11 protein-coding genes are annotated in these 12,064 nt (G+C 58.4%); 3 read left to right on the top strand and 8 right to left on the bottom strand.

The features are described 5' to 3' along the window. Window positions 1-40: 40 nt before the first annotated feature. From GTN70_02415 to polX, 6 genes are all read right to left on the bottom strand, one after another. Complete coding sequence (locus GTN70_02415; protein NIO15846.1) at window positions 41-2,023, bottom strand: UvrD-helicase domain-containing protein; 1,983 nt, start codon at window positions 2,021-2,023, stop codon at window positions 41-43. A 16-nt stretch (window positions 2,024-2,039) separates the two neighbouring features. Next, the gene (locus GTN70_02410; GenBank protein NIO15845.1) at window positions 2,040-2,828 is read right to left on the bottom strand and encodes a DUF1848 family protein; all 789 of its coding nucleotides are present in this window, start codon (window positions 2,826-2,828) and stop codon (window positions 2,040-2,042) included. 25 nt (window positions 2,829-2,853) lie between these two features. Further along, a complete protein-coding gene (locus GTN70_02405; protein NIO15844.1) occupies window positions 2,854-3,015 on the bottom strand; it encodes a hypothetical protein in 162 nt (53 codons plus the stop codon). A gap of 146 nt (window positions 3,016-3,161) precedes the next feature. Continuing rightward, entirely contained in the window at window positions 3,162-4,226 is a 1,065-nt protein-coding gene (gene hisC, locus GTN70_02400) for a histidinol-phosphate transaminase (GenBank protein NIO15843.1), read from the bottom strand. After that, entirely contained in the window at window positions 4,223-5,419 is a 1,197-nt protein-coding gene (locus GTN70_02395; protein NIO15842.1) for a pyridoxal phosphate-dependent aminotransferase, read from the bottom strand. Before GTN70_02395 ends, hisC begins: the two co-directional genes overlap by 4 nt. A 113-nt stretch (window positions 5,420-5,532) precedes the next feature. Next, window positions 5,533-7,257 carry a DNA polymerase/3'-5' exonuclease PolX gene (gene polX / locus GTN70_02390; GenBank protein ID NIO15841.1) on the bottom strand — a complete coding sequence of 575 codons (1,725 nt, stop codon included), beginning with the start codon at window positions 7,255-7,257 and terminating at the stop codon, window positions 5,533-5,535. A 119-nt stretch (window positions 7,258-7,376) separates the two neighbouring features. On the opposite strand from polX, the gene GTN70_02385 reads away from it, so the two are divergent. From GTN70_02385 to GTN70_02375, 3 genes are all read left to right on the top strand, one after another. Continuing rightward, entirely contained in the window at window positions 7,377-8,003 is a 627-nt protein-coding gene (locus GTN70_02385; protein ID NIO15840.1) for a hypothetical protein, read from the top strand. 145 nt (window positions 8,004-8,148) lie between these two features. Next, window positions 8,149-9,150 carry a GNAT family N-acetyltransferase gene (locus tag GTN70_02380; GenBank protein NIO15839.1) on the top strand — a complete coding sequence of 334 codons (1,002 nt, stop codon included), beginning with the start codon at window positions 8,149-8,151 and terminating at the stop codon, window positions 9,148-9,150. Next, a complete protein-coding gene (locus GTN70_02375; protein ID NIO15838.1) occupies window positions 9,147-10,292 on the top strand; it encodes a glycosyltransferase in 1,146 nt (381 codons plus the stop codon). Before GTN70_02380 ends, GTN70_02375 begins: the two co-directional genes overlap by 4 nt. Here GTN70_02375 and GTN70_02370 read toward each other — a convergent pair. Beyond that, window positions 10,237-11,400, bottom strand: a complete 1,164-nt coding sequence (locus GTN70_02370; GenBank protein ID NIO15837.1) for an inositol-3-phosphate synthase — start codon at window positions 11,398-11,400, stop codon at window positions 10,237-10,239. The two genes, GTN70_02375 and GTN70_02370, sit on opposite strands and share 56 nt — an antisense overlap. A 193-nt stretch (window positions 11,401-11,593) precedes the next feature. Beyond that, the coding region (locus tag GTN70_02365) for a hypothetical protein (protein NIO15836.1) at window positions 11,594-12,064 on the bottom strand (471 nt) is incomplete at its 5' end.

Genomic DNA, 12,064 nt, shown 5'->3' with positions numbered 1-12,064 from the left:
AGAAACGCGAAACCGGTTTCCCGGGACCCGGGACTACCATCTATTCATACTCATATTCGTACAGCGTGTAGCGGGGCAGCAGTTTCTGGGGGATCCCCTCTATGAACCGGGAGGGCTTTGAAAGCACGGACTGGGTCTGCCGGTCGAAGATATGAATGGGGGATGAGAAGAACAGGTTCGTCTTCGCCCTCGTGGCGGCCACGTAGAGGAGCCGTCTTTCCTCCTCGAGCTGGTAGGGGTCATCGATGGATTTGAGGGACGGAATCCTGCCGTCGAGGACCCATATGATGAAGACGGTATGCCACTCGAGGCCTTTGGCCGAATGGATGGTGGAGAGGGTGAGGTAATCCGTTTCCCTATCCGTCCCCGTTACGTCGGCGACACTCGCCTCTATGGGTTCGAGCGTCACATCGGTCAGGAAGGTTTCGAGTTTCCTGTACCGCTCGGCGATGACCTCGAGCTGGTCGAGGTCCTTGAGCCTTTTCGGGTAGTTGTCGAACTTTTTTTCCATGACCGGCCGATAGAAGTTGTTGATGAGCTGTACCCTCTCCGTCAGCGGCATGTCGTCCCCCGAGAGCGTGATGAGGAGTTCGGACAGCCGCGCACACTCCTCGCTCCTCCCCCCTTTGGCGAGCTCTTCCGCTACCTGGCGCATGGACTCGCCGCCCATCAGCCTTCGGGCCAGCGCGGCGGCTTTTTTCTTTCCAATCCCCTCGGCGAGCCTGAATGCCCGAAGGGAGCTTATTTCGTCAAGGGGGTTTGCGATGATGCGCAGTATGGCCAGCACGTCCTTGACGTGGGTCGTTTCCATGAATTTGAAGCCGCCGAATTTCCGGTAGGGAATGTTCCTCTTGGCGAGTTCGATCTCGAGGTCGAAGGAGAGGAAGGATGCCCGGAAGAGGACGGCCATGTCTTTCAGGTCGACCCCCTCTTCGTGCAGCTCCAGTATCTTGTCGGCCACGAAGAGGGACTGCATTTTTTCGTTCGGCGTGGCGACGAGCCACGGGGGGTCGCCTCCCCTTTTGCTCGTAAAGAGCCTCTTCGGGAACTTTTCCTCGGCCCTCTCGATGATGACGTTCGTCAAGTCGAGGATGGGCTGGGTGGACCGGTAGTTCTCCTCGAGATACAGGANNAGATACAGGATCCTGGTGTCGGGAAACATGGAGGGAAAGTCCATGATGTTCCTGAAATCCGCTCCCCGGAAGGAGTATATGCTCTGGGAGTCGTCTCCCACGGCCATGATGTTCCTGTGATTTTCTGCCAGCAGGAAGGATATCTCTGCCTGGAGGCGGTTTGTGTCCTGGAACTCGTCTATCATGATGTACCGGTACCGGTTCGAGAGTGCCTCCCTCACCTCCGGGTGGTCGGAAAGAAGCTTGACCAGGTTCACCAGGAGGTCGTCGTAGTCCATGAGGTTCTTTTCCCGCTTCATATCCGCGTAGTGGATGGCGATCTTTTCGATGTCGCCGGTAACATAGGAAAAGTGGGTGAAATCAGACAGGATCACGTCTTCAATCGATGAGGTCTTGTTGATCGACTTGCTGATAATTTCCCCCACCGTTTCCTTCCGGGGAAACCTGACCATCCTTCCCGCGTATCCCAGCTCCTCCCTCACCAGTCCCACGAGGTCGAAGGCGTCGCTCCGGTCGAGGATGGTAAAGTTGTTCGTGTAATCGGTCAGGTGCGCGTACTGCCTCAGGATGCCGTTTGCAAAGGAGTGGTACGTCCCCCCCGCCACCTTTTCACATCGTGCGTCGGTCATGAGGGCAGCCCTTCTCAGCATCTCCTCCGCAGCTTTTCTCGTGAAGGTGAGCAGAAGTATCGACTCGGGATCGATCCCGTAGGATATCAGGCAGGCGACCCGGTAGATGAGTGTCCTCGTCTTCCCGGATCCCGCGCCGGCGATGACGAGAAGGGGATTTTCCCGGTGAAGGGCCGCCTCCCGCTGGGCCTCGTTCAGGTCCCTTTCCAGGTTCAGGTCTCTCAGTTTTTCCCCGTCGGGTATGAGCTTGTATTTCCTCATGAATCGTCTGACTCCCTCACGTTGCGTAGCAGTAGAGGCAGGCGTGCCGGCAGCTCCCGTAGGTGCCTATGTCCCTGCTGTCGGTGCACCCGCATCCGGGCCTGGTGGGGTTCTTCTTCATCCCTCCCCGGGCGCTGACAAACCCCAGGAGGTACTCCCCGTCGATGCAGGCGCCTTTCTCGAACCCCGCCTCCGCAAGGGCCGCGCTCGCGCACGACAGCATGTGGAGGCCGTATTCTCTCCCGGCGGAAAGGAGCTTTCGCAACAAGCCGGCATCGTGTCCCCCCTTTTCCGGGAAATCGTGGGCGCTGAGTCGTCGTGCCGCCTTGACGTAGGGGTGGAAGGTGGCCACGTAACAGCGTGAAACACGATGAGATATCGAATCTGCTATGCGCCTGAAGCGTGCGAGGGTGCGCCCGCCCTCCTCGAAGGGCAGCAGCGGATCGAACCTCCAGAACACCCTGTCTTTCCCCAGCACGTCCGAAAGGTCCCGGACGGCCCCGGCGACGGACCGCCAGGAGGGGACTTTTTTTTCCAGGAACCCCCCGTATCCGTTGATGGTCACGTGGAAGAAGACCGGCTGCCCCTTACCGGCGAGCTCTTCGATTTTTCCCAGCGCCGGCGCTGGATTTTTCGTCCAGAAAACAAAGCAGGCCACGTCTTCGGGAAGGAGCGACACGGTGTAGGGTCTGCCCGAAAAGGGGTTTTTCACGGAGACGGACCCCCCTTCGAGGCTGCGGGCAAACCACTCCCAGTGAAATGCCGGAATGTCGGTCCTCCTGCTGACGCTGACGATTTCTCCCATTGTACGAAAGGGTCCGGTGGAAAGGCTATCGCTTCGATAATGGCCTGCCGCAGTGGGTACAGTACGGCGATTTTGCGTCGACATACCGGGTGCAGTGGTGGCACTGGATGGTGGGGTCTTCCTTCCTCTCCTCCTTGTCCTCATCCCACGTTTCATCGTCGTAGTATTTCCAGTCGTCCCGGGACATGAAAAACCCCCTTTCTCGTTTTTTCCTCGTTTTGAAGTGCAACGGCTTTTGTGTTATCCGCCTCCGTCGTGCCGTTTCCCTCTCCTGCTTAACTGTGACTATTATAGTGCAAATTTGCAGAAGAGATGGCGCTGATTGCCGGCGGCTCAGCTGCCCGGCTTCCCCGTTATCCTCTCCAGGTTTTTCAGGAGGATGTCGATCTCCTCGTCGGTTCCCACGGTGATTCTGACACAGTCGAAGAGGCGCTCCGTGTTGAAGTAGCGAACCAGGATCTTTTTCTTTTTCAGGTCCCGGTAGAGCCCGTTCAGCCCGACGCCCTTTATCCTGGCGAGCACGAAGTTTGCGGCCGAGGGAAAGACAAAGAAGCCGAGTTTTTCAAGGGATGCCGTGAGCCTCTCTCTCGTCCGGACGATTTTTTTCGCGTTTCTTCTCATCCACGGCATGTGGCCGAGTGCCGCACACCCCGCGGTGAGGGAGATGCTGTTGACGTTGTATGAGTCCTTTACCTTCCTCATCTCGTCGGTGATCCAGGCGGGCGCAAAGGAGAGGCCGAGCCGGATTCCTGCCAGCGAGAATGACTTGGAAAAGCTGCGCAGGACGACCACGTTGTCACATGAGCCTACCAGGCCGAGGGCGGTTTCTTCGGCGAAGTCGACGTAGGCCTCGTCGACCACCACGATCCCCCCGAACTTTCTGGCCACCTTCTTGATCGTGCCGGCGGGCGTGAAGGTGCCGGAGGGCGAGTTGGGGTTTGCCAGAAAGAGTATCTTCCCCGGTACCGAGGAGATTTCTTCCGGGAGGGTATAGTCGTCGGGAAAGGGGACCGTCACCGGCTCCGCTCCCTGAATGTGCACGAGGGTCTCATAGAGGGTGTAGGTGGGGTGGGGGTAAACGACCCGGTCTCCCTCGCCGGCAAAGACCCGGGTCAGAATGGCGAGGAGCTCGTCCGATCCGTTTCCGCCCAGGATGCAGTTTTCCGGAACGTTGTATACCCGGGAGGCCCTCCGTATGAGGGGAGTCAGGTCGGGGTCGGGATAGAGCCTCAACTCCTTGCGGCCCGCCTTTTTTATCGCCTCCAGCACTTTTGGAGAGGGCGGGTAGGGGTTTTCGTTCGTGTTCAGCTTGATGTATCTCAACGTGCCCGGCTGCTCCCCGGCTACGTACCCGGACATTTTTCTCACGTTTTTTCTCACCAGCTGTTTTTTCTTCATGGGCTCATCACCTGTGACAAAAATCTTCTCCAGGCCTCCGAAGACCTCCTGACGACTTCGGAAGAGGTGCAGTAGGCGACCCGGAAGTGCCCGGGGCAGCCGAACCCGCTGCCGGGGACGATGAGAATCCTGTTCTCCCTCGCCGCGTCGATGAAGGCGGCTTCGCTCACCCCTGCGGGAACTTTCGGGAAAAAGTAAAAGCCCCCCTCGGGGAGGAGAAAATCGATTCCCCCGTCGGTGAATATCCCCGCGAGGGCCTCCCTGTTGGCGCGGTACACGGAAAGGTCCGGCCCGGCGCTTTCGACGGCTCCCGAAACCCTCTGCATCAGGGCCGGCGCATTGACGAATCCCAGGGTCCGGTTTGCAAACACCATGGCTTCGAAAATTTCATCGGACAGGGTAGCGTCGGGTGATATGGCCGCGTAGCCGATCCTCTCCCCGGGGATGTTCAGATCCTTCGAGTGGGAGTAGACGACGACGGAGTTGCGTATGTGGGCCGCCGGGGGGATGAAGGGCGCCTCCCCGAACACGACCTCCCGGTAGGGCTCGTCTGAAATCGCGTACACGGCCCTGCCGGTTCTCTCTTCGTGCCTCTCCAGGATCTTTCCCATTCCTTCGAGCGTATCTTCCCGGTATACCCTGCCCGTCGGGTTATTGGGCGTGTTGAGAATGACCGCCTTTACCTCGTCGGACAGGCTCCTTTCAAGGCTGTCAGGATCGGGCTCGAAATCCTTCCCCGTTTCGAGAACGACGGGAACGCCGGCGAAGTTTTCCACGTAGAAGAGGTATTCCACGAAGTAGGGTGAGAAGCAGATGACTTTTTCTCCGGGGTTCAGGAGCGCCTTCAAAACGACGTTCAGGCCACCAGCCGCGCCGGCGGTCATCAGGACATTTTTTCCCTCGAAGTCCCTTCCCGTCATCTTTGCGAGTTCCCTCGCCTTTTTTTCCCTCACGGCGGGATAGCCTGCGTTTTCCATGTAGGCGTGCATACCGGGCTCGGGTTTGGAGAGGATTTCTATCAGCGTGGTGTAGAATGCGGGGGGCGGGTCGCCGAAGGGATTGCCGATGGAAAAATCGAAGACGTTTTCGTCGCCGAACTCCCTCTTCAACCTCGCTCCCTCCTCGAACATTTTCCGTATCCAGGAGCTCCTGGTCAGGGCCTCCTTTATCGCCTTCGCGTACAATTGAGCCACCTCTTATCGTTTGCCCTCATCGTTTTTCTCCACGGAGAGCCCCGGTCTATCCGTGCCCCGCTCCTGCGTCTTCACCGGCCTCTGTCCTTTACCGGCGCTCTTCCACCTGCATGTCAGGGACGCCGACTTTTTAAAAAATCGATGAGACGCTCCGTCCCCCAGGTGTTTATCACGTCCTCCGACTCCAGCCAGCCTCTCCGGGCAACGCCGATCCCGAAGTGAAGGTTGTTAAGATCGTCGATGTGGTGCATATCCGTCGCGATGGCCACCTTTACCCCGCCTGCCTTTGCCATCCTGCAGGTCCTGTCGTCGATGTCCAGCCTTTTCGGATGGGCGTTCAACTCCAGCACCACGTTGTGTCTCGCCGCCTCCTCGATGATCTTTTCAACATCCACCTCGTATCCCGCCCTCTCCCCGATAAGCCTTCCCGTCAGGTGCCCGATCATATCCACGACCCCCGTCTGCATGGCCGCCAGTATCCTTTCGGTGGCCCTTTCCCGGGACTGGGAGAGACCGGAGTGAATGGACCCCGTGACGAAGTCGAGTTCCCGAAGGATGGAGTATTTCAAATCTAACGCCCCGTCTTTTAAGATGTCAACTTCAACTCCGGAAAAAATCGTGACCCCCTTCTTCCTGCTGTTGACCTTTTCGATGATTTCCTTCTGCCGCAGCAGTTCGTTTTCGTCGAGCCCTCCGGCTATCCGCAGGGACTTTGAGTGGTCCGTGACGCAGAAATAGCGAAACCCCCTCTCCTCCATGAGCCGTGCTATTTCATCGAGGGTGTGGAAGCCGTCGCTCCAGTCGCTGTGGAGGTGCATCTCCCCCTGTATCATGTCTTCCGTGACGAGGCGGGGGAGTTTTCCCTCGATCGCCGCTTCCACCTCGCCCGAGTCCTCCCGTATCTCCGGCGGTATGAATTCCATTCCCAGCTGCCGGTAGATCTCCTCCTCTGTTTTCGAGGCGACCGTCGTGCCGTCCTTTTCCCTGAACAGGCCGTATTCGGACAGTTTCAGCCCCTTTTTCCTGGCTATTTGCCGCAGCCGCACGTTGTGGGCTTTTGACCCGGTGAAGTAGGCCAGGGCGCTGCCGAAGGCCTCCCGGGGGACCACCAGCATGTCGGCCTGCACCATGTTCAGTATGGTGACGCTCCCTTTCGTGTCCCCTGCTGCGAGGATCTCCGACACCTGGGGAAGCGCGGTGAAGAGATCTACCAGCTCCCGCTTCGATTCAGAGATAGCCAGTATGTCGATGTCCCCGATGGTCTCCTTCATCCTCCGTATCGAGCCGGCGACTACCACGGATTCAGCGAGGCCCGATTCACGGATTTGCCGGGTCAGGGCTTCGGCCAGCACATATGCCTCTCCCAGGGGGAGCCTTTGCCGGGAGTGTTCGTAGAACTCCATGCCCCGCAGGATGTTCTCCACGGTTTTTGCCCGGATCCCGGGCAGCTCGAGGAGCGTTCCGTCACGGATCGCTTCCTTGAGCTTTTCGAAGCTGTCGATTCCGAGTTTTCTGAAAAAGAGGGAGACCTTCTTGGGGCCGAGCCCCGGGATCTTCTTCAGCTGGAGCAGTTCGCCGGGGACCGTTTTGCGAAGCTCCTCGAGGAGGGGGATTTCCCCCCCGGTGCGCAACTCCCCTATCTTCCCGGCAATATCCTTTCCCACCCCCGGGATCTCGGTCAGCTCCCTCTCCGTATACTTTTCCACCGACTCGGGATGAGCCATCAGGGATTCTGCCGCCCTGCGGTAGGCCCTTATCCGGAAGGGATTTTCGTCCTGAAGCTCGAGGTAGTCGGCGATCAAGTTCAGCTTCTCGGCAATTTCCCTGTTATCTGCCATGTGGGTTCATCTTTCGGGCGTTGCGGCCTCAATTGCATGTGTGAAAGAGGCCATAGGATGTATAATAGTGTAATTCGAGACGAAGGGGGACAGAAAAAAGGATGCCGGGGAGACAGGTGATGGGTCGCGTGGCCGCGATAGCGGCTCTGGTTGCTGCGTGCTTGATGCTCCTTTCATCCTGCTCGCAGACGAGGGCGCGTTACGTTGCAATACAATACGGGGCTCTCGGGCGGCAGCAGAAGGCTGAAGGCACATATGCCAGGCTCACGGTGAACGACTTCTCGGACGTGAGGGAAGACAGGGACGGAGTCGGTGTGGACTACACGAATGCCGCGGATATTTTTCCCACCGAGCCGGTGGGGACAAGCGTGTCGCAGGTCATCGGGAGCATCCTCCAGGAAAAGGGCTTTGAGGTCATCAGGATAAGCAGGCAGGATAGCCCTGAAGGCTACAGCGCGGAATACGAGGCAGAGTATCACCTGACGGGGGCGATAGAGGAGCTGACCATCACGGTGAAAGGAAAGGGGCTGCTCGTCCACTTCGACTCCCGCGGGGTGATTCAATTTTCCCTCTTCAACGGGGTGGGGAAGATGGTGTGGTCGGGAAAAATGCAAGCCGAGCTCTCGACCTCCTCTCCCTTCGTCACGGAGAAGGCCATAGAGAAATCTATCAACGAATGCGTGATGCTTCTCGGCGAGGCCCTGGCAAAGGACGAAAAGTTCCTCGCAGTTACCGCCACGAGATGACGGGTGAGACAGGAAAAAGACCCGACCCGCCTTTTCCCGGCATGCCGACCGAAATGATAGAGGTAAAAAAACGGTGCGGGATGGGCCCTTCCGGCGGCGTGGTTGCTTGCGAGATCATGGTTGGGGAACCGGGGGCGTTGGGACAATGGAATTTCGGGTAATAGGCTCCCTCAGCGAGGCCTGGGATGTCGTGGACAGGCTGAACGATCTGTCTTACGAGCCCTCCCCGTTTCTCACCTCGCGGTACCTCCGGGCGTGGGACACCTATTTCTCGGCCACCATGGAGAAGCTCGTCATCGCGGGGGTGCAGGGGGAGAAGGTACGGGGTGCCGGCCTCTTTTACCTCCGGGAGAAGCCCTCCACATACTTTCTGATCGGCGGCAAGTCTCTCTCCGACAGGCTCGGATTCGTGATCGAGCGGGGTTTCGAGCAAAAGTTCATCGGGGGTTTCTTTGCCTACCTCGCCGGGATGGAGAGCATGCGGGGTTCCCGCTTCGTGATCAACAACGTAAACGGTGGCACTCCCCAGCAGGAGGTGCTGGAGGATATCCGGGGAAAGACCGCCGGCCTCAAGATGGAAACCGTCGATTCATCCCCCTACATCGAACTCCCCGCCGATTTCGATGCCTATCTCATGTCCCTCTCGGGGAAGCAGCGGCACGAGCTCAGGAGGAAGATCAAGAGGGCATCGGAGGGCCTGGGCGGAATACGTGTCGATGTTGTCGACGGGCGGGACGCGTCGAGGCTCCCGCTGGCGATGGAGGAGTTCGTGAGACTGCACAGCTCCTCGAACACGGGGAAGCTCAATTTCTGGAAAGGGCGCAGGAGGGAGTTTTTCGACGCAATAGCCGGGGAGTTCGGGGAGGCAGGCTGGCTGAAAATTCTCTTCCTCCTCGGCGGGTCCCGGGATGAGCGGGTGGCGGCGCTGATGATCTTCGACTACGGGGGTGACTACCTGCTCTACAACTCCGGGTTCGACCCGGCCCACAGGAGGTCTTCACCGGGTATCGTGCTGATATCCGATGCAATAAAGCGCGCAATCGGTGAGGGCAGGAAGCGCTTCGATTTTTTACGGGGAGAGGAGCGGTACAAGTACGAGCTGGGTTCGCGGAACCGGGCCGTTTACCGTGTGGAGTTCGATGTATGAAAATTGCCGTCATCTCCTATCACACCTGCCCCTACGAGCCCTTCGGCCGGGGATACTCGGGGGGGATGAACGTGTTTTTGCGGGAGCTGATCGAGCGCCTGTCCTTCATGGGCGTTTCCGTAGATGTCTTTACCCGCTCTGTTGACGATGATTACGTTTCCGTGAAGAATGAGCACCTGAAGGTGTACCACGTGGGGTGCCGCCTTCCCCCATCCCCGTCTCTGGCAGATTTCCTCGCCGCGGGAGGCCGTTTTTCCGAGGGCGTGCTCGGGTGTCTCGGTGAGGGGACCGACCTTGCCTTCAGCAATTACTGGCTTTCGGCACCCGTTTCCCTTGCGGTGAAAGCACGGATGGGCATCCCCGTTGTGCACATGAACCATACCCTGGAAAAAGTGAAGGAAAAATTCTCGAAAACCGCATATCCGTCGGATGCACTCCGCCAGGCGAGGCTTTTCTGGGAATTTTTTGCACAGAAGTTCGCAGACCGGGTAATTTTCCCCTCCCGGAGGGATTTCGAGGTGTCAGGCGCCCTGTACCCCTTTTTGGGGAAAAAGGGCGTCGTCGTTTACCCGGGGATATCGGAGGAGTTTCTCGACTCACCCTGCCGGCGGGTCGAGGCGCGCGGGGAGATCGGCGTCCCGGAGGATGTTTTTCTCTTTCTGTTCAGCGGCAGGGATGAGAGGACGAAGAACGCAGAGGGACTCATTGCCGCATTCAAAGAGCTTGACCGGAAGAGGTGCCGGCTGCTCGTTCTCGGCGGCGGCGCGTATCCGGGAGAGGGGATACAGTGCCTTCCGGCACAGGCGAGGGAGTCCCTCGCCGCCACGATGGATGCGTCGGACTGTATCGTGGTCCCTTCCTTTTACGAGAGCTTCGGGTTTTTCGCGATGGAAGCCCTTGCGCGGGGAAAGCCGGTCGTCGTTCCTGCCGGGACGTTTATCGGCGACCTCACCGCGGATTACGATCTGGGCGAGGTTTTCGATCCCGGGCAGAGAGGTTCGCTTGCCCGGGCGCTCGGGTCCTGCGTCGAGAGAAAAGACCGATTTCGGGAAAGAGCCCCCGAGATTGCGGCGAGGGCCGGACAGTTTACCTGGGAGAGATCTTCCTCCCGATTTCTACAAGTTCTCGATCAGCTTTCGTGAGCCTCACGGCGTTGTCGATGAAGTTCTCGAGGCCAATCTTCGCCTCTTCGTCCGGGTACTGGATGGGGGGGTGCTTCATGAAGTAGGAGGACGGTTCGATGAGGGGGCCTCCCATGCGGGCATCGATGGCGATCTTCAGACACCGGATGACGTCGATGACCACACCCGCGCTGTTGGGGGAGTCGATGACGGAAAGCCGCAGTTCCAGCTCTATGGGGGATTCGGCGAAACCCTGTCCCTCGAGCCTGATGAAGCAGATCTTGTTGTCCTTCTGCCAGGGGACGTAGTCCGATGGGCCCACGTGGATGTTTTCATCGGTCAGGGACCCGCCCACAACAGACCTCACCGACTCGGTTTTGGATATCTTCTTGGAGGAAAGTCTCTTCCTGTTGAGCATGTTGAGGAAATCCGTGTTGCCACCCGTGTTGATCTGGTAGGTCCTGTCGAGGGAGACGCCCCTGTCGGCAAAGAGCTTCGCAAGTGCCCTGTGGATGATCGTTGCCCCGAGCTGGGATTTTATATCGTCCCCGATTATGGGTATATTTCTCTCCGTGAACCTGTTTGCCCAGTCATCATCGGAGGCGACGAACACGGGAATGCAGTTCGCCATGGCGATGCCCAGTTCGAGGCAGATGCCTGCGTAAAACTCGGTGGCCTTCTGGGACCCGACGGGTAGGAAGTTAACGAGTATTTCGGCTCCCGAGTCGTAGAGGATCTTTTTCACGTCGTCCGGCTCCCGCGCCGCGGGGAGGAACACCTGGTCTTCGGGATACTCTGCCATGTGGTCGGGGAACCCGTCCAGGAGAGGGGACATGTAAACCCGGACGTTGTCGTCTTTAAAGTCGCTGAAGAAGACGGGAGTGGAGTTGGGCTTTGCAAAGATGGCCTCTTTCAGGCTCCTTCCGACTTTTCTCTCGTCGATGTCGAACGCGGCGACGATCTCTATGTCTCCCGGGCCGTAGGGGCCGATGTGGCTGTTGATGAGCCCCCTGAGCTGGCCACGTTCGTCTGCCATCTTTTCTCCCGGGCTCCGGTAATATTCGACGCCCTGGACGAGGGCACTCCCACAGTTTCCAACTCCTACGATAGCAACCCGAATGTTTCCCATTTCTCGTTCCTCGCAGATTTAGTGTTCCGTTGACACATTATTTGATTCGTCTTTGTCGATGGGGGATTCCTCGCCAGCTGGAAGCTGGCTGAAGCAAACCCAGCACGCGGGGGGGGAAAGGTCAGATTTTTTGCGCCGCTCCTCTCCGATGAAATTCTGGGCGCCGCATCTGTCGCAATACACGATCATGCAGTCAAAGTACTTTCCAGGGGGGCAGCAGATCCTCCCTGACCTCTATCAATGCCGTTCCCCGCCTCTTTTTCGTGCTTTCCAGCACTACCCCCAGTTCTCTCGGGGAATCGGCTCTATTATAGTCGATTCCTGAGGCAGCGCAAATCTTTCCGAAGTCGGGATTTTTCAGGTTTACGCCAATTTTTTCCAGACCTCCCCATTTTTCCCATTCCCGGAGCACTCCGTAGCCGGAATCGTTGAACAGGACGACGGTGATGTCGAGGGAGTATTCGGCGGCTGTCTGGAGTTCTGCGGCGAAGTAGGGAAAGTTGCCGTCTCCTGTTATGACGTACGCCCGTTCCCCCCGGGTGCCGGTGAGGGCCCCTACCGCAGCCGGGAGCGCGAAGCCGAGGCTGTTGCTTCCCGAAGGATAGTGGTAGAGCCCGGGCGCTTGCGACCTGAAGAGGTATCTCATCCAGTAGGAGATTATGGT

Source organism: Deltaproteobacteria bacterium, from assembly GCA_011773515.1.
In the GTDB taxonomy this organism is placed as follows: Bacteria; Desulfobacterota; Deferrimicrobia; order J040; family J040; genus WVXK01.
This window is presented reverse-complemented; position numbering and strand designations above follow the sequence as displayed.